Annotated in this window: 20 protein-coding genes; all 20 read right to left on the bottom strand. The window is 68.2% G+C overall.

Annotated features, from left to right (window positions below; all coding sequences use genetic code 11):
- The 20 genes from uraH to VH567_RS00075 all read right to left on the bottom strand — a co-directional run bounded on the left by uraH (position 1) and on the right by VH567_RS00075 (position 24,733).
- A complete protein-coding gene (gene uraH / locus VH567_RS00170; protein WP_423322200.1) occupies positions 1-333 on the bottom strand; it encodes a hydroxyisourate hydrolase in 333 nt (110 codons plus the stop codon).
- Complete coding sequence (locus VH567_RS00165; RefSeq protein WP_423322199.1) at positions 330-1,742, bottom strand: FAD/NAD(P)-binding protein; 1,413 nt, start codon at positions 1,740-1,742, stop codon at positions 330-332. The genes uraH and VH567_RS00165 overlap by 4 nt, the downstream gene beginning before the upstream one ends.
- Positions 1,739-2,215 carry a 2-oxo-4-hydroxy-4-carboxy-5-ureidoimidazoline decarboxylase gene (uraD, locus tag VH567_RS00160; protein ID WP_423322198.1) on the bottom strand — a complete coding sequence of 159 codons (477 nt, stop codon included), beginning with the start codon at positions 2,213-2,215 and terminating at the stop codon, positions 1,739-1,741. The genes VH567_RS00165 and uraD overlap by 4 nt, the downstream gene beginning before the upstream one ends.
- The gene (hpxZ, locus tag VH567_RS00155; protein WP_423322197.1) at positions 2,212-2,592 is read right to left on the bottom strand and encodes an oxalurate catabolism protein HpxZ; all 381 of its coding nucleotides are present in this window, start codon (positions 2,590-2,592) and stop codon (positions 2,212-2,214) included. Before hpxZ ends, uraD begins: the two co-directional genes overlap by 4 nt.
- A complete protein-coding gene (puuE, locus tag VH567_RS00150) occupies positions 2,589-3,464 on the bottom strand; it encodes an allantoinase PuuE (RefSeq protein ID WP_423322196.1) in 876 nt (291 codons plus the stop codon). Before puuE ends, hpxZ begins: the two co-directional genes overlap by 4 nt.
- A complete protein-coding gene (locus tag VH567_RS00145; protein ID WP_423323633.1) occupies positions 3,461-4,642 on the bottom strand; it encodes a pyridoxal-phosphate-dependent aminotransferase family protein in 1,182 nt (393 codons plus the stop codon). The genes puuE and VH567_RS00145 overlap by 4 nt, the downstream gene beginning before the upstream one ends.
- A gap of 43 nt (positions 4,643-4,685) precedes the next feature.
- Complete coding sequence (locus VH567_RS00140) at positions 4,686-6,059, bottom strand: Zn-dependent hydrolase (protein ID WP_423322195.1); 1,374 nt, start codon at positions 6,057-6,059, stop codon at positions 4,686-4,688.
- Positions 6,053-7,636 carry a gamma-glutamyltransferase family protein gene (locus VH567_RS00135; RefSeq protein WP_423322194.1) on the bottom strand — a complete coding sequence of 528 codons (1,584 nt, stop codon included), beginning with the start codon at positions 7,634-7,636 and terminating at the stop codon, positions 6,053-6,055. The genes VH567_RS00140 and VH567_RS00135 overlap by 7 nt, the downstream gene beginning before the upstream one ends.
- Before the next feature lies 1 nt (position 7,637).
- The gene (locus tag VH567_RS00130) at positions 7,638-8,534 is read right to left on the bottom strand and encodes a 5'-methylthioadenosine/S-adenosylhomocysteine nucleosidase (RefSeq protein ID WP_423322193.1); all 897 of its coding nucleotides are present in this window, start codon (positions 8,532-8,534) and stop codon (positions 7,638-7,640) included.
- Positions 8,531-9,868, bottom strand: a complete 1,338-nt coding sequence (locus VH567_RS00125; RefSeq protein WP_423322192.1) for an NCS2 family permease — start codon at positions 9,866-9,868, stop codon at positions 8,531-8,533. Before VH567_RS00125 ends, VH567_RS00130 begins: the two co-directional genes overlap by 4 nt.
- Positions 9,865-11,235: an AtzE family amidohydrolase gene (locus VH567_RS00120; RefSeq protein WP_423322191.1), complete on the bottom strand. Its 1,371-nt coding sequence runs from the start codon at positions 11,233-11,235 to the stop codon at positions 9,865-9,867. Before VH567_RS00120 ends, VH567_RS00125 begins: the two co-directional genes overlap by 4 nt.
- Positions 11,232-11,480: an AtzG-like protein gene (locus VH567_RS00115; protein ID WP_423322190.1), complete on the bottom strand. Its 249-nt coding sequence runs from the start codon at positions 11,478-11,480 to the stop codon at positions 11,232-11,234. The genes VH567_RS00120 and VH567_RS00115 overlap by 4 nt, the downstream gene beginning before the upstream one ends.
- A gap of 471 nt (positions 11,481-11,951) precedes the next feature.
- Positions 11,952-15,542 carry a M1 family aminopeptidase gene (locus VH567_RS00110; RefSeq protein ID WP_423322189.1) on the bottom strand — a complete coding sequence of 1,197 codons (3,591 nt, stop codon included), beginning with the start codon at positions 15,540-15,542 and terminating at the stop codon, positions 11,952-11,954.
- The gene (locus VH567_RS00105) at positions 15,542-16,453 is read right to left on the bottom strand and encodes an ABC transporter ATP-binding protein (RefSeq protein WP_423322188.1); all 912 of its coding nucleotides are present in this window, start codon (positions 16,451-16,453) and stop codon (positions 15,542-15,544) included. The genes VH567_RS00110 and VH567_RS00105 overlap by 1 nt, the downstream gene beginning before the upstream one ends.
- An 81-nt stretch (positions 16,454-16,534) precedes the next feature.
- Positions 16,535-17,788, bottom strand: coding sequence for an ABC transporter permease (locus tag VH567_RS00100; RefSeq protein ID WP_423322187.1), 1,254 nt, complete (start codon positions 17,786-17,788; stop codon positions 16,535-16,537).
- Entirely contained in the window at positions 17,788-19,224 is a 1,437-nt protein-coding gene (locus VH567_RS00095; RefSeq protein WP_423322186.1) for a DUF3526 domain-containing protein, read from the bottom strand. Before VH567_RS00095 ends, VH567_RS00100 begins: the two co-directional genes overlap by 1 nt.
- Positions 19,221-19,958, bottom strand: coding sequence for an ABC transporter ATP-binding protein (locus tag VH567_RS00090; protein ID WP_423322185.1), 738 nt, complete (start codon positions 19,956-19,958; stop codon positions 19,221-19,223). Before VH567_RS00090 ends, VH567_RS00095 begins: the two co-directional genes overlap by 4 nt.
- 286 nt (positions 19,959-20,244) lie before the next feature.
- On the bottom strand, positions 20,245-22,176 hold the full coding sequence (locus VH567_RS00085) for a CocE/NonD family hydrolase (protein WP_423322184.1): 1,932 nt from the start codon (positions 22,174-22,176) through the stop codon (positions 20,245-20,247).
- Between the two features lie 75 nt (positions 22,177-22,251).
- Positions 22,252-23,715 carry a hypothetical protein gene (locus VH567_RS00080; protein ID WP_423322183.1) on the bottom strand — a complete coding sequence of 488 codons (1,464 nt, stop codon included), beginning with the start codon at positions 23,713-23,715 and terminating at the stop codon, positions 22,252-22,254.
- Between the two features lie 7 nt (positions 23,716-23,722).
- Positions 23,723-24,733, bottom strand: coding sequence for a hypothetical protein (locus VH567_RS00075; RefSeq protein ID WP_423322182.1), 1,011 nt, complete (start codon positions 24,731-24,733; stop codon positions 23,723-23,725).
- Positions 24,734-24,738: the final 5 nt, after the last annotated feature.

The following is a 24,738-nucleotide window of genomic DNA, read 5'->3' as shown; positions in this document are numbered from 1 at the left end:
TCAGCTCCCTCGGTAGGTCGAATAGGCGAACGGCGAGACGAGCAGCGGCACGTGGTAGTGGCCGGCTTCGTCGGCGATGCCGAAGTCGATCGCGACGATATCGAGGAACGGCGGGTCGGGCAGGGCGACGTCGAGGCCCCGGAAATACTCGGCGACGGCGAATTCGAGGCGGTAGCGGCCGGGCTTGATGGCGGGCAGGCCGGGGCAGCGGCCGTCTGCGTTGGTGACGGCGGAGAACAGCCAGACGCCCGCCGCGGTCGATAGCCGGACGGCGACATGCGCGGCGGGCCGGCCATGTGCGGTGTCGAGGACGTGGGTGGAGAGGGTCGTCATGCTGCGGTGTCCTGGAGACGGGGCCATTCGCCGACGAATTCGGCTTCGTCATAGGCGAGCAGGTCGGCGACGAGCGCTTCGCGATCGTCGAGGAAGAGTTGGTCGGTGATGCCCTTCGTCACGCGGGGGAGTGCGGTGCGCAGGCCCGACAGCGCGGAGGCGGAGAGGCCTAGGCTGACGAGTGCTGCGTAGTTGAAGGCGAACAGGCCGTGGAGCGGGGCGGTGCCGCGCGGGAGGAATTCGAAGCCGGGGCCGAGATAGGGGTGCGCGTCGATCAGTGCGTTGGCCTCGCCTTTGGGGGGCGTGAAGCGGTCGGACCAGCGGGCGATTCTGTCGGCCACCAGCTTCAGTTCGGGGCGGAGGCCGGAATCGCTGACGAGACCGGTCGAGAGCACGACGAAATCGAATTCATGCTTGCCTTGGGGAGTCGTCACGCGGACCTTGCCGTCTTCGGATGCGACCGACAGCCAGGGTGTGCCGAGGTGCAGCGCGAAGCCGGGTTTGGCGGAGGCGCGCGCGAACGTGTCGTTGGTGGGGGGCTGGTTGTGGCCGAGGAACGCCGCCATCACCGCGTATTTGTCCGCGTCGGCGAGTGCGGGATAGCGGCCGGTGAAGCCGACGCGCTCCATGTGGCGGATCGGGTTGATGCGCGGCAGGATCTTCCGGCGGAGGAACACGTCGCAGGTGCCGACGCCCAATTCGAGTGCGGCGTTGGCGTTGTCGAAGGCGGAGGCGCCGCCGCCGAGGATGCCAATCCGTTTGCCGGCGAGGGCGGCATAGTCGATCGGTTCGCTGGTATGCGCGTAGAGCGTGCGGGGTAGCGCGTCGGCGATCATTGCGGGCACGTGCCATTCGCCGCCGCCCTGGATACCGGTCGCGAGGACGACTTTGCGCGCGAGCAGTGGCGCCTGGCCGACGATTTGGAGACGGTAGAGGCCGTCTCCGAGCGGTTCGATCAGGTCGAGCTTCGCGTCGTTGCGAACCGGGAGTGCGAGCACGCGGCGGTACCAGCGGAGGTAGGCCATCCAGTCGCCGCGGGGGATCTTGTCGAGCGCGTCCCAGCCGTCGGCACTGTGCTGCGCTTCGTACCAGGCGCGGAAGCTGAGCGCCGGGACGCCGAAATCGATCGGGTTCAGGCCCTTCGGCGTGCGCAGCGTGATCATCCGCGCATAGGTGTCCCACGGGCCTTCGTAACCGGCCGGGTTTTCGTCGATGACGAGGATGTTCGAGACGCGTTCGCGGAGCAGGCCGAACGCGACGGCGAGTCCGCTCTGGCCGCCGCCGATGATGATGACGTCGTGGACATGGCCTTCGGGATGCGCGCGGGGGCGGGTCCAGTCGGCGCCGCCGTGGCCGATCAGGGTGAGCTGGCGGGCCAGGTCCGTTTCGAGGGCGGGGAGGCCGATCATGCGAGGTCTGCCAGTCGGAGCCGGACGATCTCGCCGATCTGATCGAGGGCGGTGGCTATCTCGACGTCGCGGGAGTTGGCGAGGCGGTGGTCCATCGCGGCGAGGATGCCGGCCTTGTCGGTGAGGCGGACGCAGATGATGAAGGGGAAGTCGAAGCGGTCTCGGTACGCGGCGTTGAGCGCGTGGAAGCGGTCGAATTCGGCGGGCGTGAGGCGGTCGAGACCGGCGGAGGCTTGCTCGGTGGTGGAGGCTTCCGTCAGCGTGCGGTCGATCGCGGCCTTGCCGGCGAGTTCGGGGTGCGCGCGGATCAGGGCGAGCTGTTCGTCGGGGGTGGCTGCGTGGACTGCGGCCATCAGTCCGGCGTGGACGTCCGCGAAGGGCAGCGCTTCGGCGGCGCGTTCGACGATCCAGGGGGAGTGCTCGAACAGGGCGGCGTGGCGGGCGATGAACGCTTCTTTGTCAGCGGCGGTCAATGCGTCGCCCCTTCGAGGCTCACGTGCGCGGAGACGACCTTCCAGCCGTCGGCGAACTTGACCCAGGATTGCGTCTGGCGGCCGCGACGGTCGCTGCCTTCGCGGTGGAATTCGGCGTCGGCGGTGGCGAACGCATCGCCATAGACGGTGATCGCGACGCGCCCGAGTTTGCGTTGGGGTGACCCGCCGCGGCCCTTGCGGAAGTCGCGGATCGCGTCGATGCCGTACAGGAGTTCGCCGACCCCGTAGCGGTTGGTGGTGGGCGCGGCGTGGAACAGCGCGTCGAGCGCGGCGACGTCGTCGGCCATCAGCGCGCGTTCATAGGCTTCGAACGCCTGGGTCACTTCGGCGAGCAGGACGGGGTCGTCGATCATCATGCCGGATGCACCTCCATCCAGTGGCGCGCGATATCGATGCGGCGGGCGACCCACGCGTCGCCGCTGGCGATGACGTGATCGAGGAACTTGGCGAGCGCGAGCGCGCGGGCGGGGCGGCCGGCGATGCGTGCGTGGAGGCCGATCGACATCATCCTTCCGCCTTCGCTGCGCAGTTGCTCGAACGTGTCGCGGAGGTAGCGGAAGAACTGGTCGCCCTCGGTGAAGCCGTTCTGGGCCACGAACTTCATGTCGTTGGCGTCGAGCGTGTAGGGGACGATCAATTGTCGGTGCTGCCAGTAGGGCAGGTCGTCGGCGTAGCTGTCGGCGTCGTAGGCGAAGCCGCCCTCTTCCGCGATCAGCCGCGCGGTGTTGGGGGAGGTGCGGCCCTGGTACCAGCCGAGCGGGCGCGTGCCGGTCAGGTGGGTGTGGAGCGCGACGGCTTCGGCGATGTGCGCGCGTTCCACGGCTTCGGGGACGGTCTGGTAGTCGATCCAGCGCAGGCCGTGGCTCGCGATCTCCCAGTTGGCGGCAAGCATGGCGTCGACCGCCGCCGGGTTCGTCTCGAGCGCTTTGGCGACGCCGAATACCGTGACGAGGAGGGCGCGCTCGGTGAAGAGGCGATGGAGGCGCCAGAAGCCGGCGCGGCTGCCATATTCGTAGAGGCTTTCCATCGCCATTGCGCGGTCCGGGTGGCTCGCCGCGCCGACCATTTCGGAGAGGAAGGCTTCGGAACCGACGTCGCCGTTGAGGACGCTGTTCTCGGCGCCCTCCTCGTAGTTGATGACGAACTGTACGGCCACGCGTGCCCCGCCGGGCCAGCGCGGGTCGGGTGGTGTGGCGCCGTAGCCGATCAGGTCGCGCGCGAGGGTCATGCGTGCCAAGCCTCGAGCGCCGCCTTCACCGCCTCGCCGTCGGGGAGCAAATAGCCCTCGGCCTTCAGGCATGCTTCGAGCGCCGCCAGGGTCAGCAGCACCTTATGCTTCATCGCGTTGTAGCCCATCGCGCCGAGCCGCCAGATCTTGCCCTGCAGCGGTCCGAAGGCGGTGCCGATCTCGATCTCGAAATGCTCGCGCATCGCGGTGCGGACGCGCTCGCCGTCCACGCCTTCGGGGATGTGGACGCCGGTGACGTTGGTCATCCGGTGCGCATCGTCGCCGAACACGCGCAAGCCCATCGCGCGCAGGCCGGCGGTCATCGCGCGGCCGGCCGAGGCGTGGCGGGCAAAGCGCGCTTCGAGGCCTTCGCCGACTGCGAGCCGCGCGCATTCCCTTGCCGCGTAGAGCATTGAGGTGGCTTCGGTGTGGTGGTTGAGGCGCTTGTCGGACCAGTAGTCCATGATCATCGCGAGGTCGAAATAGTTCGAGCTTATGCGTGGGCCGGCGCCATCAGAAATGTCGTCGCGACGGATGCCGCGCTCGATGTGGCGGCGGGCAGCGATGTGCGCGGCGGCGGTGTCGGAGATCGTGATGGGGGCCGAGCCGGACGGGCCGCCGAGGCACTTCTGCAAGCCGCCGGTGACGACGTCGATGCCCCAGCGATCGGTCGCGATCTCCATGCCGCCGATGGTCGCGGTGGCGTCGACATAGCTCAGCGCGCCGGCTGATCGGCACAGCGCGCCGAGGCCTTCGAGCGGTTGGGCCATCGTCGTCGAGGTGTCGCCGTGGACCGAGGCGACGACCTTGGGGGCGGTGCGTTCGATTGCGGCGGCGATCGCGTCGAGTGGGACGGTTTCGCCCCAGGGGGCCTCGACGGTTTCGACGACCGCGCCGATGCGGGCGAGGATTTCGGTGAGGAGCAACCCGAAGCGGCCGAAATTGATGACGAGTACCGTATCCCCGGGCGTGACGAGGCTGACCAAAGCCGCCTCGATCCCGGCCCGCGCGGTGCCGTCGATCAGCATCGTCCAGTGGTTGGCGGTGCCGAAGACCGGGCGGTAGAGCGCCATGACCTGGTTCATGTAGGCGGTCATCTCGGGGTCGAACTGGCCGAGCAGATCGGCGGCCATCGCGCGCAGCACGCGTGGATGCGCGTTGATCGGGCCGGGGCCCATCAGCAGGCGCTGCGGCGGGTCGATTTCCCCGAACAACAAGGGGTCAAGCAGGGTCAAGGGACGCTCCCAGTCTGTCGATGAAGCCGGACATGATTTTTAGCGCGATTTCGACATCGGCGGGGTCGACATGTTCGGCGGGGTTGTGGCTGATGCCGCCACGGCAGCGTATGAAGAGCATGGCTGTGGGGCACAAAGCGGCCATGACCATGGCGTCGTGGCCTGCGCCGGAGACGAGGCGGCGGACGGGGTGGCCGGCGGTGGTAGTGGCGGCGTCGAGCAGGTCCATCAGGGCGGGGTCGCAGGGGCTGGCGGGGAGGTCGTGGATCAGGGTTATGGTGACATCGAGGTTGCGGCTGGCCACGTCGTCCCGCGCGCTGTTCCCCCGCGAACGCGGGGGCCCAGGAGCCACGAATGGTATCTCCTGTAATCCTGGGCCCCCGCGTTCGCGGGGGAACGAGGAAGGGTGGGGTGTATCATTGCTGGCGATTGCACGGATGGCTGCGAGGATGTCGGCGGCGGCTTCGTCGCGTCGCGCGGCTGTGCCTGCGCGCACGTCGAGTGTGAACGTGACGCTGCCGGGGATGACATTGGCGGCGCCGGGCGACGCTTCGATGCGGCCGACGGTGGCGACCAGGTCGGAGGCGGCGGTTCGCGCGATCGTCTCGACCGCGAGGATCATCTCCGCCGCGCCGGCAAGCGCGTCGCGGCGGAGTGGCATCGAGGTGGTGCCGGCATGGCCCGCGGTGCCGGTGACGGTGATCTCGTAGCGGAGTTGCGCGGCGATGCCGGTCACCGTGCCGACGGCCAGGCCCTCGGCTTCGAGCAGCGGGCCCTGTTCGATATGCGCTTCGAGATAGGCGAGCGTGGTGCCGGGCTTGCGGGCAGCGGTCAGGTATTTCGCGACGTCCAGGTCCATCTCGGCGAGCGCTCCGGCGACCGAGATGCCGTGCGCGTCGGCCATGTCGAGCGCGGAGGCGTCGAGCGTGCCGGCGACCGCGCGGCTGGTCAGCATCGCGGCGGGGAAGCGCGAACCTTCCTCGTCGCCGAACGCGATCACCTCTATCGCGAAGGGCAGGCGGCGGCCTTGCAGCGCTGCGACGGCTTCGATCCCGAGCATGATGCCGAGAGGGCCGTCGTAACGCCCGCCGTCGCGGACGCTGTCGATGTGACTGGCGATGATCAGCGCGGGGGCGTCCGCGGTGGAGGCTTCGTAGCGGCCGATCAGGTTGGCGGCGGGGTCGATGCGGACCTGCATGCCGGCTTCGCTCATCCACGCGCAGACGCAGTCGAGCGCGGCACGGTGGGCGGGGGTGAGATAGCCACGGTAGAGGCTGTCCGGCAGGTCGCTAGAGGGCGCGACGCCGAGTTCGTCGCAGCGGGCGACCGCGCGGGCGCCGCCGGGGAGGGCGGTCACCATGCCGCCACGCCGCCATCGCTACGGGGATCGGTGGCGCCTTCGAGACGGCCATCGGCATGGCGGACGATCGCGCCGGCGTGGCCCATCATTGCCGTCAGCGGGCCGACGCGTTCGACGTCGTGGCCGGCTTCGGCAAGTGCTGCGTAGAGGGGCGCGGGTAGGCCGTCCTCGATCTTCAGCGTCGTGCTCTGCTCGCCCCAGGTGCGGCCCAGCAGCCAGCGTGGCGCAATGATCGCGGCCTGGAGATCGCTGCCGTAGCGGGCATAGCGGGTGAACAGCGCGGCCTGCGTCTGCGGCTGGCCTTCGCCGCCCATCGTGCCGTACGCCATCGTCCGGCCATCGTCGAAGCGGGCGAGCGCGGGGTTGAGCGTGTGGAAGGGCTGGCGGCCGGGTTTCAGCGCGTTCCAGCCGCTCTCGGCGAGGCGGAACGAACTGCCGCGGTTCTGCCAAGTGACGCCTGTGCCCGGCAGGACGAGGCCCGACCCGAACTCGAAATAGGTCGACTGGATAGCACTGACCACGCGGCCCTCGGCATCGGCAGCGCCGAACCAGCAGGTATCGCCCCATTGTGGCGGTTGCGGCCAGGGGAGCGCGTGGGTCGGGTCGATCCGCGCGGCCAAGGCGTCGAGCGCGGCGGCATCGTCGAGCAGCGCCTGCGGTTCGTCGGTCATGAAGCCGGGATCGCCGCAATGCCGGTCTCGCCAGAGGAACGCCTGTTTGGTCGCCTCGATCAGACCGTGGACATGGTCGAAGCTCTCGCCCTCCTTCGCTGCGAGCCGGTCGAACAGCGCGAGGATCAGCAGCGATGCGATGCCCTGCGTCGGTGGTGCGCTGTTGTAGAGGCGCGCGCCGTCTATGCGGACGGTCAGCGGTGCTGGTCGGGTCGCGTGGTGGCTGGCGAGATCGGCAAGCGCGACCGGGCTGCCGAGCGCGTCCAGCTCGGCGGCGATCCGTGCGGCGAGGTCCCCGCGGTAGAAATCGTCGAGGCCGTTTGCGGCGAGTTGGCGGAGGGTTTGCGCGAGCAGCGGTTGCCGGAGTCGGTCGCCGACGCGCAACGGGCGGCCCTCGGGCTCGAAGATCGCAGCGTAGGCGCCAGGTTGATTGCGGAGTTCGTCGCCCTTGGCGGCGGCGATCGCTGCGCCGCCAGGGGTGACGGCGACGCCGGCCTCGGCATGGGCGATCGCGTCGCGCACGAGGCGGTCGAGCGGCAGGGTGCCGCCGGTTTGCTCCAACGCGGCTGCCCATCCGGAGATCGTGCCTGCGACCGTGTTCGCCGCCAATGGGCCACGCGTGGGTACGGCGTCGAGTCCCGTGTAGAGGGACAGGTCCGCCTTGGCCGCGGCGCCACCGCAGCCGTGCACCGCGTGCACGTCGCCATCCGGCTCGCAGATCAGCCAGAAGCCGTCGCCGCCGATGCCGGTCATGTGCGGATAGACTACCGCCAGGGTCGCCGCGACGGCGACCGCCGCCTCGACCGCGTTGCCGCCGTCGCGGAGCACGCCGAGGCCGGCCTCCGCCGCCAAAAAGTGCGGCGCGGTGACCATGCCCCTGGTGCCGGTGACGGTCGTCAGCGCCATCTCAGTTCGGCAACGCTGCGACGAACGCGCGGACGACGTCGGCGGAATTCGATGCGGCCAACGTCATGAAGACCGTCATCTGGTTCGCGCCGGCATCGCCCCCCGCGAGATCCGAGAGGCTGCGGAAGACGATCACCGGGACGGCGTTGGCATAGGCGACCTGGGCGACCGCGGCGCTTTCCATGTCGAGCACGGGCGCCTTGTAGGTCTGCGAGAGATAGCTGCGAAATTCGGCGTTGTCGGCATAGACGCCTGCGCTGACTCCGGTGCCACCGACGACGATCTTGGGCGTTTCGGTAAGGCAGGCCTGCTGGGTGACGCACCGGCGCAGCGTCACGTCGGTGGCGACTTTCCGCGCCAGCGCGAGCATCGCCGGATCGACCGGGAAGGCGTAATGACGGCGTGCCGGCTCGGCGGCATTGCCGACGCGGACGCCGCGCGGGAACATCATGCCGTAATTTTTCGGGGCATCCGCATCGGCCGGTTCGGGCGGCGTCCAGCCTTCGCCGGCTTTGCGCGCGAACGAGACTTCGAGATATTGCGCCCAGTGATCGGGGACCACGACGTCGCCGATCGACAGGCCCGGATCGACGCCGCCGGCTATTCCGGAGAACACGATGCGCCGGACCGTGAAGCGATCGAGCACGAGCTGCGTGTTCATCGCCGCGTTCACCATGCTGACGCCGCTTTGCATCAGCAGTACGGGCTTGCCTGCCATCGTGCCGGTGAGGAACGTCAGGCCATTGAGCTTGTACGTCTTGGGCTTGTCGATCGAATGCGCGAGCGACTCCCATTCGGGTGCGAAGGCGGTCATCACGACGGTGCGCGGTGTCCGATCGAGCGGTTTCGCGATCGCAGGCGAGGCGATGATAGCGAGCAGGGCAAGACAGATTTTCATGCGGCGGCACTCATCCAGACGAAGCGGACCACGAACAGCCCGGCGAGCAGGAACAGGAACCAGTCCTTGCCGGTCGCCTGTCCGCGCAGCAGTTTCAGCGCGGCGTGCGCTGTGATCCCGAAGGCGAGGCCGTTGGCGATCGAGAAGGTCAGCGGGATCATCGCCACCGTCAGGAACGCTGGGATCGCCGCCTGCGGATCCTCCCACTCGACCTCGGTCAGCGGCAACAGCATCAGCCCGCCGACGATGATCAGCGCCGGTGCGGTCGCCGCGAGCGGGACGATCTGCGCATAGGGGGCGACGAACATCGTCAGCAGGAACAGCACGCCGGTGACGATCGCGGTCAGCCCGGTGCGGCCGCCCTCCTGCACGCCCGCCGCGCTCTCGACATAGCTAGTGACGGTGCTGGTGCCCGCCATCGAGCCTACGATCGTCGCGGCGGCGTCCGCCATCAGGATGCGGTTGAGGCCGGGGATGCGGCCCGCCGCGTCCATCAGCCCAGCGCGCTTGGTAACCGCGACGAGCGTGCCGATATTGTCGAACAGGTCGACGAACAGGAACACGAACAGGATTTCGAGCAGGCCGAGCCCGTGGCTGCCGGTCAGCCCGAACACGCCCGGCAGGTCGAGCGCGAACGCGGTGCCGGTGAGCGCGGACAGGCTGTACGGCGCGGGTGTCACCGTGACCTGGCCGAATATCCAGGCGACCAAGGTGGTCGCGACGATCCCGATCAGCATCGCCCCGCGCACCTTCCACACACTGAGCGTCGCGATCAGGAGCAGGCCGAACAGCGCGAGTGCGGCACCGGGCGCCTTCAGGTCGCCGAGCGCCACGAAGGTGGCGGGGTTGGCGACGACGATGCCGGCGTTCTTCAGGCCGATAAAGCCGATGAACAGGCCGATGCCGCCTGCGACCGCGGCGAACAGGTGCATCGGGATCACGGCAACGATCAGCTGCCGTACGCCGGTGAGCGTGAGGATCAGGAAGGCGACGCCCGAGAGGAACACGCAAGCCAGCGCGACGGGCCATGGCACACCCATCTGCTGCACCACCGTGAAGCTGAAATACGCGTTGAGCCCCATGCCCGGCGCGAGTGCCAGCGGCGTGTTGGCGACGAACCCCATCAGGATCGAGCCGAACGCGGCGGCAAAGCAGGTCGCGGCGGCAACGGAGGCGATCGGCATGCCCGCCTGACCGAGGATCGCCGGGTTGACGAGCACGATATACGCCATCGTCAGGAAGGTGGTGAAGCCCGCCAGCACTTCGGTGCGCGCGGACGTGCCGCGTTCGGTGAGGCTGAAATACCGGTCGAGCCGGCCCGTTGCGGTCGTCATGTCTCTATCCCCCGATAGCTTGGCCCCCGATAGTCCGGCCCCCGATAATCAGGCGGGGGAGACGTTCCGATCACCCCCTTGGCTTCCAGCATGGCGGCGAATTGGAACAGCGTCGATTCCCCATTCGGCCGCCCGATCAGTTGCAGCCCGAGCGGTAGTCGCCCCGGCCTGCGCAGCGGCACGGACAGCGAGGGCAGGCCGGTAAAGCTGATCGGCTGCGTGTGGATGCCGAGATCCGAGCGCGCGGGCTTCATCACGCCATCGATCAGGATTCGCGGGTCTTCCACAAGCGGTGCCACGCACGGGGTCGCCGGGCCGAGCAGGATATCATACTCCGCGACAAGATCGGTGACCATTGCCTTGAAAGACAGACGAAACTCCTGGGCGGCATCGTAGAGCGAGCGCGGGATCAGCGTGCCCGCGATCAGCCGGTCGCGGGTCGCCGGGCCGAACATCATCGCGTTCGCCGCGAGCGCGGCGCGGTGCAGCGTGCCGCCTTCATACGCTGTAATCAGGAACGCGGCCGACCTTGCGCGAGCGATATCGGGCAGTTCCAGCACCGCTCCATCGGGGGCGATCTCAATAATTGCGGCGCGCAGATCGAGGTCCGCGTTTTCGAGAAACCGTCCGCCGAGTTGCGCGACCCGGACCTTGCGATCCTCGGCATTGGTGGGCGAAGCGCCTTGCAACACGCTATGAATGCATCGGATATCCGCGACCGAGGTGGCGAACGGACCGATGTCGTCGAAGCTCTCGGCAAACGGGAACACGCCGGCCATCGGCAAATCGCCGTGCGTCGGTTTGACACCGTAGACGCCCGTCAGGCTGGCCGGCACCCGGATCGATCCGTTGGTGTCCGACCCCAGCGCGAACGGCAGCAAGCCCGCCGCGACGATCGCCGCCGATCCGCCCGACGACCCGCCCGCCAACCGATCGGGGTCGTGCGGATTGCGCGTGGTGCCATGCCGCGCGTTGATCGTCGCGAACCCGTAGGCGAATTCGTCCATGTTGAGCGTCGCGACCAACACCGCGCCGGCATCGCGCAGCCGGCGGATCGCTTCGGCATCGGTTTGTGCAGGCGCAGCGTCGGCATACAGGGCGGATCCCGCGGTGGTGGGCCGCCCGGCAACGTCGAACAGGTCCTTCACGCCGTACGGTACGCCAGCGAGAGGCCCCGGATCGCGGCCCGCAGCGATGGCGATATCGACTTTCGCGGCATCGGCGCGGGCGCGGTCTTCGAGGATGTGCGTAACTGCGCAAAGCCGGTCGTTGCCGGCGCGCAAGCCAGTCAGGCAGCGCTCGACGATCTCGGTGGCGGTGACGCGTCCTGCGCGGACGTCGTCGGCGATGTCGAGCGCGCGCCTCACTGATCGCCTCGTCGAGCAGGATGCAGCAAAATGTCTGCGTGGCTGTCGAGCAAGGCAAGGTTCGCCTCGACTCCAGGCAGGCAGGCGTCGGGGATGGTCAGGTCCAGCAGAGCTGCAGCCTGGACGATCTCAGATCGTGTGCGGGGGAGTGCGGTGCGGTTGCACGGATCTGGGGTGGCTGGGGTGTCGACCCGCTGAATGTGGAATTGGCGCAGAAGGTGACGCAATGCCGTGATGATCGTCACCCGAGGGGCCCGCATGCATCACTCGTCGGCGCACGTGACACGCGGCAAGGCTGATCGAAGAGAGGAGGGCCAGGTCGCGACATCGTCAGCATCATGCCCGCGCTTACCCTACCGATCCACTACAATGACTTGCACTATGCGTTGCAAAAAATAGCGCATCCGGAATGGGATGGCAGCCGACGTGCGTCGGGTGTGTGGTGTTTCAAGCAAATCATTGGATTACCTTCAACCTTTGGGCAGCGTGTATCCGATAGGTTTGGCTCCTCCCCGGCGAAAGCCGGGGTCCAATTGGGAGAGCCTTGTTGGCTGACACAGCGCCGAGTTACGAAGACCTTCCCAATTGGACCCCGGCCTCCGCCGGGGAGGTGAATGGGACGAGTATGATGGGTGCCAGCCAAGCCGAGGGGCCGCTGCGCGTTCTTGGGCTGTCGTGACCCTACAACTCCGAACGACGACCGCCCCCGGCGCGCATCATCCTCCGGTGACCGCGACGACATTGTCGTCGCCGTTGCGATCCACGTACATGTTGTACGGATCGACGCCGGCGAAGGCGGGCTTGCGTTTCGTGACGATCCGGAGGGTCTGCATCCCCGACACGATAGGTCGACGCTCCTTGAGGATCACGTCGCGTAGCGCGAAGCTGCCGAGGCCGGGACGCTGGTCGAAGACACCGACGTCGATCGTGTCCTGCAACGGCGCGGCCTTCTCGACGCCTTGGCCATTGGCGTAGACCTTGCTGGCGTCGATCGTCAGGAGCGTTTCGTAGCGTCCGTCCGGCAGCTTGCGGGTCGTCGCCGCGGTCGTCTTCAGGCCGTAGATCGTGATCCGGTCGAGCAGGTCGAGCACGAGCGCCCTTTCCGCCGGCGTACGCGCGAGCGACAGGAAACCCTCGACCAGGTCGAGCGAGCGCGGATAGGGCTTGCCCTTGAACCGATAGCGCGCGAGCAGGCCGCGCAGCATCGCGTTGACGCGTGCCTCGCCGAGCCTGTCCTGGAGAAGGTACATCACCAGCGAGCCCTTGCGGTAATGGATGTACCCCTGGTTCTCGACCCGGTCGAGCGGCACTTCCTCGATCACCTCGCCGCCCCGCGAGCGGAGGTAGCTGTCGAGCTCGTATTTCAGGAAGCGGCGGATCTTGTCGTCGCCATATTGGTGCTTCATCACCATCAGCGCGGAGTATTGCGCCATCGTCTCGACCAGCATCGAGCCGCCCTGCATGTCCGCGCTGACGAGCTGGTGGCCCCAATATTGGTGGCCCAGTTCGTGCGCGGTGATGTAGCCGATATAGTCTATCTTCGTCGGATCGCGGTTGTCGGCGATGAAGCCGAGCCGCTCCGAATAGGGGATCGTGCCCGCGAACGCCTGCGCATAACTCGCATAGCCCGGATATTCGAGGATGCGGGCATAGTCGAACTGATACGGCCCGAAATTGGCGCGGTAATAGGCGAGCGAGCGCTGCATCGCGTCGAGCATCCGGTCGACGTTGAACGCGTGCTGGGGATCGTAGAACACGCTGAGATCGGTGCCGTCGGCGGTGCGGCTCTTCTGCGCGTAGGCGGCGGACTGGACCGAGAAGAAGGCGAGGATCGGCACGGTCGAGACGAACCGCGCGGTGCGACGGCCGTCCGCGACCGAGTCTGCCACTTTACGCCCGGGCGCGATCGGCACCTGGCTCGCCAGCGTCGACAGGGTGATGTCGGAGCGGACCCAGGGCGCGTTGCCGATGAGGTTGCGGTCCTGCGCCGACCGGTCCTCGAGCTTGGCGGGTCGGAGTTCGGGCGTCAGGCCGTATTTGCGACGCTTGGCGCGATCCTGGAGCAGGCCGTCGCGGCTCATGCCGATCTGCGGCGAGAATTCCGCGTTCTGGAGGAACGACCCATTGCCGACGACCCGGGTGTCGTCGTTGTTGGCGACCAGGCCGTGCTGCCAGCGGCTGGCGTGGAAGGTCAGCGTGCCGCGGGCGCCGGGGGCGAGCGGGGTCGCGAACCGGTAGATGCGGTATTGCAGGTCGGCGTCGTTCATCGCCAGCGTCGCGCCGGGGATCGTGACGTCGCCGAGCCGCGTCTTCTCGTCGGGCAGGCGGACATGGAGGTCGCGGACCGGCGCGCCGGTATCATTGATAAAGGCGTAGGTGCCGTTCGCCTCGAGCCGCCGCTGGTCGGGATAGAGCGCGACGTTCAGCCGCATGTCGGTGACGGTCGGCTGTTTCACGCGGGCATATCGGAGGTATTTCTTCTCGTAGGTCGCAAGGCGTGCGTCGGCGTCCTGCTTGGTGCGATAGACGTTGAGCACGTCCATCTGGTGATAGAGATACGCGCCGGTCGCGACCGCGACGAGCAGCGCGCCCGCCAGGACCGCGCCGGGCGTGCCGAGCAGGCGACGCGGCACTTGCGCGATACGGACCTTGAGCCGCGTCTCGGTGCCGCGCCGCCAGAGCAGGTGCGCGAACACGCTCAGCCCGAGCGCGACCGACCCCCAATACAGCCGCAGCCACCATTCGCGCGGACCGCCCACCTCGGCGCCGTTCATGTCCGACAACGTCACCGTGCCGGTGCTGCCATATTGATAGAGCGGGTGTTCGAAGCCCATGTTGACGAGCGTGATCGTGCCGACGAGGTAGAGCACCATGATCGCCCAGCCGATATATTTGTTCGGGCTGAGCGCCTGGACCAGCACGGCGAGGACCGCGAGGATCACCGCGTCGACGGTCATCGGCAGCACCCACCACATCAGATACTCGCCGAGCGCCAGATCGGTCTGGCCGCGCGCGAGCTGGATCACGCAGGCGGTGACGACCGCCATCACCACGGTCGCGAACAACACGCCGGTGATCGCCAGCACCTTCGGAATCAGATAGGCCCAGTTGGGCAGCGGGGTCGCGTCGACGATCTCGTGCATGCCGCGCTCGCGGTCGCGCCAGACGAGTTCGCCCGAATAATAGATCGCGATGATCAGCGGGATGATGCTGAAGCTGCCCTCCAGCGTGCCGATCACCGCGAAGGTCAGCTGGCGGATCGGCGTGCCGTACAGTTCGTTGGCGAACAACAGCCCGCCGAGCGTGTTGAACAGCCCGACCAGCAGCAGCACGAGGAAGGCCGGGCTGCGAAACACCAGCGCCATCTCGAACTTGCATCGCGCCAGCAGCCGCGTCCAGGTGGCGGCAGCGGGTCGTGCGGGCGGCAGGCGGTCGACCAGCAGCGGCGGCGTCGCGGCGAGCTTGGCGACGGTGCGCTGTTGCTTGCGCAGTTTGCGTTTGGAGACGCCGCGTTCGGCGAAGGTGAAGCGCGCATAGGCGATACCGATCGCGACGAACCCGACCGCGATCACCAGCACGCGGTTCCACAGCAGCACGCCCGCGAATGGCGGCAGGCCGGCATTGGCCTCGCTCGCGGTATAATAGCGCGTGATGGTGCCGAACGCGCCGAGCCCGAACAGCTCGAAATAGCTGCCGACCGGCCGCCATTCGGGCTTTGCGCGCAGCACCGCGGTGATCACCAGATACAGCATCAGGAAGACGACGACGCCGAGATAGCTGTACATCATCGACCGCGTCATCGTCGCCACCGCGAAGAAGATCGCCGAGGTCAGGAAGACGTTGGGCAGCGCGAGCAGGAAATAGGCATAGGCGTAATCGTGCAGCCGGTTCGGCCCGAGCGTTTCGGCATCGACCCACGGCATCAGCGACCCGAACCAGATCGCCAGCGGGATCGCGGTGAAGGCGAGTGCGGCGGCACCGAACGCGCCGAGGAAGCGCGCCGTGAGGTAGTCGAACTTGGTGACGCGGGTCGATCGCACCATTGGCCCGAACCCGCTCTCGTCGTCGCGGACGATCACGTTGGCGACGAACGCGGTCGTCACGAACATGAAGAACAGCGACATGATCATATGGACCTGCGCGATCGCGACAGGGGCGTTCTTGTGGATGTTCGCGCCGCTGCCGATCTGGATCTGCTCGATCGTGACCGAGCCGAAGCTCAGCAGGAAGAACAGGATCGCGACGGTCCAGAAGACCGGGTTGCGCAGTTGGTAGCGCAGCTCGAAGCGCGCGATCTGGCCGAACATCAGGCGGCGACGGCTTGATCAGAGGGAGCCGCTGCGGGAACCCGCCGCGAGCGGGCAAGCGTCGAGAAATACACGTCTTCCAGCCCGCCATGCGCGGCGGCGAAGCCGTCACCGGGATCGTCGGGCGACAGGATGTGGATGATCGTCCGCCCCGCGAACAGTCGCGTCGAGATCACCTCGTAGCGCAGTTTCGCCTCGTCGAGTTCGTCGCGGCCGATCGTCTTTGCCCAGACATGGCCTCGCGTGCGTTCGATCAGGTCGAGCGGCGCGCCTTCGAGCTGGATCCGGCCGGCGGCGAGCACCGCCATCCGCGGGCACAGGTCGGCGACGTCCTCGACGATATGCGTCGACAGGATCACGACGACGTTCTCGCCGATCTCGGCCAGCAGGTTGAGGAAACGGTTGCGCTCCTCGGGGTCGAGCCCGGCGGTCGGTTCGTCGACGATGATCAGCGCGGGATTGCCGATCAGCGCCTGCGCGATCCCGAACCGCTGGCGCATCCCGCCCGAGAACCCGGCGATCGCCTTCTTGCGGACGCTCCAGAGGTTGGTCTGGTTGAGCAGCGTCTCGACCGTCTCCTTGCGCTCGCGCGCCGAGGCGATGCCCTTCAGCACCGCCATGTGATCGAGCATGTCGTAGGCGGACACGCGCGGATAGACGCCGAAATCCTGCGGGAGATAGCCGAGCGTCTCGCGCAGCGCTTCCGGATTGGCGATCACGTCGATGGCGCCGAACCGGATCGTGCCGGAGGTTGGGGTCTGCAAGGTCGCGACGGTGCGCATCAGCGTCGACTTGCCTGCACCGTTGGGGCCGAGCAGCCCGAACATCCCGTTGGGGATGCTCAGGCTGACGTCGTCGAGCGCGCGCGTCCCGTTGGCGTAGACATGCGTGACGTTGGCGAGTTCGAGCATTTGGAGACCCCCTTATCAAGGGTTCAAGCTATCAGGTGTATTGCCATTGTAAAGCACATCCGGCGCGGTGACATGGCGGTCTCATGAGTCCTTGAATTGCGGTGTTTTTGCGAAGTCCGCCCGGTCGAACGGGCGGTCGCGGAACAGGTAGCCGTAGTAGAATTCGCGCAAACGGCGATGATAGGCGCGAATCCGGTCCTGATAAGCGAGCTGTGCGGCGAGGTCGGTACCAGCGATTCGCGTCAGCAGCGCCTGGATTCCTACCGACGGCAGGACCCAGCCGAGCGCGCTGGCGGCGGAGGAGCGTTTCTCCAGCCCGGCGCGATAGGCCCGCGCCTGGTCCGCGACGCTCTCGTCGCCGACCTGATGGAACGCGAAATACCATTTGTAATGGAAGCCGGTCGGCAGCGGCGGCGAGTCCGCCCATTGCGGATGGTGTGCATAGAAAAGCCGCATCGTGTCTTCGCGCGGAATGTCCCAGGCGCCGTTGACGCGGTCTCGCTGGGCGAGCGCGATGTCGGCACCCTGGTCGACTGGGATCGCGCGGTCGACCACGACGTTGGCGAGCGTCGGCACTACCAGCACCAGCACCAACCACGCCGCCGCCAGCGCCGCCGCATTGGCGACCGACCCCATGCCGGTCCGCGCGACCAGCACCGCCAGTACGGTCCAGAACAGCAGGTACGCGGCGGTGAGGCCGAGAATCGCGAGCACTGGCATCACTGCTGCGCCCGACAGGATCGCGCCTGCCACGAACGGCAGGCCGAGCCCTGCGAAGACCAGCGCGAACCGGAGCGCGCCGCGTCGCAGCCACAGCCGCCGCTGCGTCCCCGGCAACGCCGCGAGCATCCTTGCACGCCCTGCCTCGCGCTCGCCCGATACGAGATCGTGGAACAGCGCGATCACGAACAGTGGCGACAGGAACACGAGCACGAACGCGAAGTCGAACCGTCCCGGCAGCGCGAGCTCGGGATTGAAGGTGTCGCCGTCGTACAATTGTGCCTCCAGCCCGAGCGCGCGGATGCGGAGGATGTACGGTGCGACGTCGCGCATGCCGATCGCCGCGAAGGCGAGCGGCGAGGGGGCGTCCCAGGTCGCGTGGAAGGTGTAATAGCCAGCGCTGCCCGCGTCCTTCGTTTTCACGACCCAGTCGGCGATCGCACCGATGTCCTCGGCCTGCGCCGGCGCGATCCGGGCGATCGCAGCGCGCTGGCGCGAGACTTCGGCCATGCCGGCGACGACCGCGCCGATCGTCAGCGCGGCGAGCAGCAGCAGCGCGAACGCCGCCAGTTTCGAGCGGAGCAACAGCCGCGCCTCGTAAGCCCAGATCCGCATCAGCGTGCCCCCATCCGTCGTGTCGCGATCGTCAGCACGAGCGTCGCGGCGACCAGCCACGCGACCACGACCGCAAGGCCGGGCAGTGCCGACCGCGCGAGCTTCGCGCCATCGGGGGCATGGAAGGTGAATGCCGGCAACGCGCGCCAGTTGGCGGCGTCGACACGCTTGCGACGATCTGCACCGGCATCGACCGCGGTGTCGTCGGCATAGCTCACCGCATCCTGTTCGAGCGCGTTGAGCCGCTGGACGAGCGCGTAACGATACGCCTCGGCCTGATCGAGGAAACGGCGGTGTCCCGCCAGATCGGTCCCCGCCGCCGCCATCGACAGCGAGCGTAGCGCGATCGTCGGGCTCAGCAGGCCGATCGCATCGACTAGGGCGGTCTGCTTCGCCTGCGCGGCAAAGCTCTCGGTCGTATAGCGGTCGAATAATTCGGTACTCAGGCGTTCGCCCTCGAGCGCGAGCACGCCCTTGTAGTTGACCGGCAGATCCTCGACGCGCGACACGCCGTAACGCTTGAGCGTCGCCTGCTTGAACGCGGCGAAATGCGGGTCGTTCGGATCGTGGCTGTCACCCATCGCCCGCAGGTCGCGCGCGATGCCGACGTCGGTCTGCAGGCGATTGGCGAGCGGATAGGCCTGGTTCGCGATGTCGGGCGCGACCCGCGGCAGCAGCACGACGGTGACCGTCCACACCGCCAGCAACGCCAGCAACGCGTCGCGACGACGGCGGACGAGCGCCGAGATCGCGACGATCCCGACCGTCCACAAAGCGAGATACGTGGCATAGCCCAGCGCAAGCGTCGCGATCGGTGTGGCGAGCGCACCCGGCTGCCCGGCGATCAGCCCGAGCCCGATCATCGCCGGCAGGCCGACCAGCAGCGCCAGCCCGCCCAGCGCGAGCAGCTTGCCGCCGACGATCTGCGCGCGCGTGGCGCCCTGGAGCATCAGCGGGCGCAGCGTGCCGCGTTCGGTCTCGCGCGCGACGACGCCGTAGCCGAGGAAGATCAGCAACAACGGCGCGACCGCCTGCAGCACGAAGGCGGGGGTGAGCTGGCCGAAGCGGACGAGCAGCGAGCTCTGACGGACGTCGCCGAAATTGGCGGTGTTCTGGCGGTGGCCTTCGAGGAACATGCTGCTGCCGGTGAAGGCGTCGACGCCGGGATCGAACGCGGCGAGCGGCCCGAGCGGGCGGAAGATGAAGTGGCCGTAATGGACGACGCGGTGCGGATGGCGATCGGGCTGCGCCTCGAACGCGGCGGTGGCGGCGGCCTGGTGCCGCGCGCGCTGGTCGGCGATGCCTCGCTGGTGCGTCCAGGCGGTGGCGATCGCGACGATCGTGAGGATCAGGATCAGGCCGAGCGCGATGAGGGCGACGCGGTTGCGCACCATCAACCGGAGCTCGTCGCGGGCGATCAGCCGTAGCGGGCTCATGCGACCGGGTCCGCAGGCGCGGCGAAGCGCGCGTGGAGCGCGCGGATGTCGAACCGGTCCGGACCGGTCGCGACGACCTCCTCGACGATCCGGCCGCCATCGAGAAAGCCGATCCGGTCGGCGACGTCGACCGCGCTGAGCAGGTCGTGCGTCACCATCAGGACCGCCGTGCCGCGGTTGCGGACATCGCCGACCAGCCGGTTGAAGTCGGCGGTCGCGCGTGGATCGAGGCCCGAGGTCGGCTCGTCGAGCAGCAGCACCGGCACCGCGCGCAGCAGCGCGACGGCGATCGCGACCTTCTGGCGCATGCCCTTCGAGAACCCGCCGAGCCGCTGGTCCCAGGCGCGTTCCTGCAAGCCGGCTGCTGCGAACGCCGCAACGATCGCCTCGCGCGGTTGCGGTTCGCCCGACAGCGCGAGCAGGTAATCGGCGTTCTCGACCGCGCTCAAATGCTCGTACAGCGCGACGTTCTCGGGCAGGTACGCGACCCGGCGGCGGGCGGTGTCGGGGTCGGCGGCGGGGTCGATCCCCGCGACCCGGACGAGCCCCGATTGCGGCGCGACGAAGCCGAGCAGCGTCGACAAGGTGGTCGACTTGCCCGCGCCGTTGCCGCCGAGCAGCGCATAAATGCTCCCCGGTGCGACGCGCAACGACAGCCGGTCGAGCACGCGGTGCGCTCCATAAGCGAGGGTGACGTCGTCGATGACGATCGACGGCGGGGTCTGGTCTGGCACGCGATAACTCCCGGTATGCGAGCCGGGCGTGTGGCCGATGCGCGGGCCGAGCGTCAAGCGTTATGATACAACATGTCTAAGGTCTTTGGTGGACAAAAGGCGATGAGGGCACTGTCAGTGCCATTCTGTTCGCACATTTTGTTCTCCCGCGAAGGCGGGAGCCCAGACTGGGTCCCCGCCTTCGCGGGGAAACAGACTCCCCGTGCCTGATAAACCGGCCCCTCCCACGTCAGGCGCAGTCTGCGCATTCGATCGCCACGCAGACGGCACGACGACGCGCCGCCGCCTATTTTACCATCGCGGCGGACTGATCGAGCGGCACCACCGGCAGCCACACCGCGCTCGCCGACGGCCCGCCGCGCAGGATCGTCACCGTCGCCGCCTTGTAGTCCGCCTTCTTCGCCAGGAAGATGTTGGGCACATAGGTTTGCGGGTTGCGGTCGTAGAGCGGGAACAGGCTCGACTGGACCTGGATCATGATCTTGTGGCCGGGCTGGAAGACATGGTTCACGGTCGGCAGGCGGAACTTGTATTCCTGCACCTTGCCCGCCGGGATCGCGCTCGGCTTGGCAAAGCTTGCGCGATAGCGACCGCGGAAGATGTCGAGGCTGATCGGCAGTTCGTAGCCGCCCATCTTCGGATCGGTCGCGTTCTCGGCGGGATAGACGTCGATCACCTTGACGACGAAATCGCCATCGGTGCCGGTCGTCTTGGCGAAGATGTCCGCGATCGGCGCGCCCGATACGCGCACTGGCGTGGTCAACGCCTCGGTGATGTAGGTCATTACATCTGGCCGGCCATCGACGCCGCGCTGGTCGCTGACCAGCCAGTCGCCCCAGCGGCCGTCGCCGAAGTTCACCGGGCGCGGCAGGTGCGGCACGGGCTTGGCGGGGTCCGAGACATAGCTGTCACCGCCGCTCGCCGCCGTGCCGAAGCCGAGCGCGCCACCGGCCTGGAGGTAGATCGGCTTCAGCGGCGCGGCGCACCCGGTTTCGCAGGCAAGCGGCCAGCTGGCGAACTTGTCCCAGTGGTTCTCGCCGGTGTTGTAGATCGCCGCGGCGGGCAGCGTCACGGCTGGGCCGTCCTTCAGATACTGGTTGAAATAGGGGAGCAGCATGTCCTCGCGGAATTGCTGCGCGGTGTCGCCATCCCACTGGAACGGGCCGAGACTGCGGCCGTCGCGGTTGATCTGGCTGTGCCGCCACGGGCCCATCACGAGATGGTTGTTGCCGAGCTTTCCCTTGGCCTTGAGCGTTTCCCACGACGTGACCGCGCCGTACATGTCCTCCTGGTCCCACAACCCCTGTTCCCAGATTGTCGGCACGTTGGACGGGTTGGCGGCGAGCAGCTTGTCGAGCGCCTGGCCCTGCCAGAATTCGTCATAGGCGGGATGCGCGACCATGCGCTGCCAATAGGGCAGCTGGTCGTACCCTGACTTCTTCGCCCAGTCGCCAGCCGAGCCGACCTCGCGAAAATTCTCGTAATCGTCGTAGCCGCCGGTCGGCGGGGCTTTCCCCGCGCCCTTGTAGCCGGTCTGGCCGCCGAGCCAGGCGATGTTGGCGAGGCGGAAGGCGCCGTAATGGAACCAGTCGTCGCCCATCCAGCCGTCGATCATCGGGCTCTCGGGGGCCGCGACCTTGAGCGCGGGATGCGGGTTGAGCAGCGCCATGACGACGGTGAAGCCCTCGTACGAAGACCCGATCATGCCGACCCGGCCGTTCGATTCGGGCAGGTTCGCCTTGTTCACCAGCCAGTCGATCGTGTCGTAGGCGTCGGTGACGTGATCGACTTTCGTCGGGTTTAGCGGACCGATCACCGGACGCGTGACGACATAGTCGCCCTCGGAGCCATATTTGCCGCGAACGTCCTGATAGACGCGGATGTAGCCGGCTTTCACAAACATCTCGTCGGCCAGCGGCAGCGTCGCGAGGATGCTCGCACTGTCCGACCGGTTCGCGCGCGACTTCGCGTCATAGGGCGTGCGCGTCAGCACGATCGGCGCGTTGGTCACGCCCTTGGGATAGACGATGACGGTGTAGAGCCTGGTGCCGTCGCGCATCGGGATCATCACCTCGCGCTTGACGTAATCGCGATTGGCGATCGGCGGGACGAACTTGGCCGGGATGTCGCCGCCGATCGACGCGGGGGCAGGCTGGGTCTGCGCGACCGCCGGGGTGGCGAGCGCGATCGAGGCGAGAAGGGCGAGTTTGAGGGTCATGGCGAAAGGCTCCGGAGACGATGTGCCGAAGCTAGGCGCAACCGGGGGGCAAGGGCAATCGCGTTCGTCGACGGGTCAGTGCGCCGTTTCCGCGCGTGACGCCGGGGCGCGGCGCGCGGGGGCGGGGGCGGGGGCGGGACGAGCAGACGCGGCTGGAGAGCGCGCGGGCGGAACGGCGGCGGGGGGGACGACCGCCGGGGGGGCGGCCGCAGGGGGGACGGCAGGGGGCGGAACCGCAGCGGGGGGAACGACGGCAGGTGGAACGGCGGCAGGTGGAGCTGGTGGTGGCGGCGGGCTGGCGGGCGGTATGACCGCCGGTGGGGGAATCGGCGGGGCCGTGAGCGTCGATCCGGCGGGCGCCGCGAGCCGGGCGGACAGGCTGGTCCGCCGCGCATCGTCGGCATCGCTGCCCCGCGTCGACCGGGTGGTATCCGCCGCGGTCGCCAGCCGTGCCTCTTCCGCAGGGTTGAGCGTGTTGACGCGGATCCGGTCGACGTCGCCACCGCCGGCGAGGCGCGAGAGCGGCACGTAGTCGGTGCGAAAGACCAGTTCGACCGCGGAGTTGAGGTCGACGCTGGTGTTGATCTCCTCGGTAGTCCGCGTCTGTTCGGTGGTGACGAAGCCGATCGTGCTCTTGACGCTTGCCGATGCGCCCCACGGGCCATAACCGAAGCTGCCGCTGGCCGCGGCTTCGGTGCGCGTGTCGAAACTGCTGCCGCGATCGTCGTCGGCGGCGCTGCGCGTGTCGATGTGGAAGCGCATGCCCGCACTGATCCGCCCGCTCTCGATCACGATCCGTTGCAGCCCCATCATCACCATCGAGGCGAGCATCTGCTGCCGGCTGCGCGCCATTGCCGCGCGCGCGAAGCTGACCAGCCCCTCGGGACTGCCGCTCGGTACCGACTCCGCCGCGCCGAGCCCGAGCGCGGCGCGCAATGCCGCCTCACTCGGCATCGAGGCGCCCGGCGCGAGTGCGAGCCGCGTCGATCGATCGCGGTCCGCCGCAGCTTCGGCACGCTCTTCGGGCGTCATGCGCGCGCGGTCTTCGGGGCTCGTGTCGTCGTCGTCGCCGGTGACGGTGAAGTTCGGGAATTTCTCCGCCAGCCACGCGCGAGCCCCGGCCACGCCGACCTGCGCATCGGCGAAGCCTTCGGTGCTGGCGGCGACGTTGCGGATCAGTTCGACATAGGCCTGCATCTGCTGCTGGCTCGAATCGTTCATCGCCTTGAACACGCCGGTGATCAGTTCTGTCACGAACCGCGGGAACGACACCGCGTTGAGGACCGCCTTGGTCGTCGAGGCGATCTTGTCGGTGGCGACGCCCGAGAACGCGGAACCCGCGCCACCCGCCTGCGCGGTGGCAAGTGGCGCGCCGGATTCGTCGGCGAGCGCCCGCGCGGTATGCGCGACCTGGACGAGGCCGCCGGCGATCTCGCGGCGGGCATCCGGCGGCAACGCATGGAAGTCGGCCGACGCGGTCAGCACATCGCGCACCGCACCACGCACTTCGGGAGTCGGCGAGGTGAGGTGGATCGTCATGCGCCGGTCAGCCGGCGATCGCCGCCCAGGGCGAGCGCGCCGCCACGGTCGGGCGCGCGTTGGCGGACGGGGCCTGTGCGTAGGGCGATCCGGGGGCAGGCGTATCGGGCGTCCCCGCCTCGCCGATCCTCAGCGAGACCTCGAGCCATTCGACCGCCGCGGCGATCACTGGGTGATCGAGCGCGACCAGCGGTCCGCCACCCGTGCCGAGATGCGCGGCGGCGTCGGCAAGCCAGGCGAGCACGGTCATGCCAGCCCCGGCACGACTGGCATGCAGCGCGGTCGACGACGCGGGCAGGCGTGCGATCCGCATCGCCGAGGCGACCGCCCCCCACAGATCGTGCGCGCGCAGCGCCATCCGCAGATCGTCGTGCCGGAAGATAGCGAAGGCCTGTTTCAGTGTCGCCAGCAGATCCTCCGCCATGAACACGGTCAGCCCGCTGGAAGCCGAGACAAGCCCGTCGACCACGCGCCCCGCCGCGCCGCGCACGCGCGCCTGCTGCGCGACACCGCCGAACTGGCGATCGTCGCCCAGTTCGTCGAGCTTGTAGAGCGCCTCCGCGAGTTCGATCATGTCGGTCTGGAAATCGGTATTTCCCGGATGATCCGCGGGGCCGACTCCGGTATCCGCCCCGAACAGCCTGGCGAACACCGCAGCGCGCTCGTCATGCGAGGCACGATCGTGGCGTCCGCTCCAGAATTGCGCGACGTCGCCCGCCGCGCTGCCGAGCGTGAACGGCATCCCGCCGCCGCCGTGCAACCCCGCCAAGGCCTCGGCCGCGGCGATGACCCCGGCGGCGTCGAGTTCGGCGGCGAAATACAGCCCTGCGATCGCCCGCAGCTGTGCGGCGTCGGCGGTCGCGGCGCTGGGTGGCGGCAGCTCGATGCCGATATCGGGGCCGAAATCGGCAAGCGCGGTCGCGACGCTGCTCGCCTGCGCGACGAGGCGTTGCGCGCGCCCGAGTTCGTCGAGCATCGTCTCGATCGGAGGGCTCGCAAAGGCGCTGGCCTTGGTCATAGCGC

Origin of the sequence: Sphingomonas sp. 4RDLI-65, assembly GCF_049472435.1 — a bacterium.
Taxonomy (GTDB): Bacteria; Pseudomonadota; Alphaproteobacteria; order Sphingomonadales; family Sphingomonadaceae; genus Sphingomonas.
This window is presented reverse-complemented; position numbering and strand designations above follow the sequence as displayed.

Bases quoted from the DNA above. Each gene is read 5' to 3' on its own strand.
- uraH (WP_423322200.1), bottom strand. From the start codon at position 333: ATGACGACCCTCTCCACCCACGTCCTCGACACCGCACATGGCCGGCCC.
- VH567_RS00165 (WP_423322199.1), bottom strand. From the start codon at position 1,742: ATGATCGGCCTCCCCGCCCTCGAAACGGACCTGGCCCGCCAGCTCACC.
- hpxZ (WP_423322197.1), bottom strand. From the start codon at position 2,592: ATGATGATCGACGACCCCGTCCTGCTCGCCGAAGTGACCCAGGCGTTC.
- puuE (WP_423322196.1), bottom strand. From the start codon at position 3,464: ATGACCCTCGCGCGCGACCTGATCGGCTACGGCGCCACACCACCCGAC.
- VH567_RS00145 (WP_423323633.1), bottom strand. From the start codon at position 4,642: ATGGGCCCCGGCCCGATCAACGCGCATCCACGCGTGCTGCGCGCGATG.
- VH567_RS00140 (WP_423322195.1), bottom strand. From the start codon at position 6,059: ATGGTGACCGCCCTCCCCGGCGGCGCCCGCGCGGTCGCCCGCTGCGAC.
- VH567_RS00135 (WP_423322194.1), bottom strand. From the start codon at position 7,636: ATGGCGCTGACGACCGTCACCGGCACCAGGGGCATGGTCACCGCGCCG.
- VH567_RS00130 (WP_423322193.1), bottom strand. From the start codon at position 8,534: ATGAAAATCTGTCTTGCCCTGCTCGCTATCATCGCCTCGCCTGCGATC.
- VH567_RS00125 (WP_423322192.1), bottom strand. From the start codon at position 9,868: ATGACGACCGCAACGGGCCGGCTCGACCGGTATTTCAGCCTCACCGAA.
- VH567_RS00110 (WP_423322189.1), bottom strand. From the start codon at position 15,542: ATGTTCGGCCAGATCGCGCGCTTCGAGCTGCGCTACCAACTGCGCAAC.
- VH567_RS00105 (WP_423322188.1), bottom strand. From the start codon at position 16,453: ATGCTCGAACTCGCCAACGTCACGCATGTCTACGCCAACGGGACGCGC.
- VH567_RS00100 (WP_423322187.1), bottom strand. From the start codon at position 17,788: ATGCGGATCTGGGCTTACGAGGCGCGGCTGTTGCTCCGCTCGAAACTG.
- VH567_RS00095 (WP_423322186.1), bottom strand. From the start codon at position 19,224: ATGAGCCCGCTACGGCTGATCGCCCGCGACGAGCTCCGGTTGATGGTG.
- VH567_RS00085 (WP_423322184.1), bottom strand. From the start codon at position 22,176: ATGACCCTCAAACTCGCCCTTCTCGCCTCGATCGCGCTCGCCACCCCG.
- VH567_RS00080 (WP_423322183.1), bottom strand. From the start codon at position 23,715: ATGACGATCCACCTCACCTCGCCGACTCCCGAAGTGCGTGGTGCGGTG.
- VH567_RS00075 (WP_423322182.1), bottom strand. From the start codon at position 24,733: ATGACCAAGGCCAGCGCCTTTGCGAGCCCTCCGATCGAGACGATGCTC.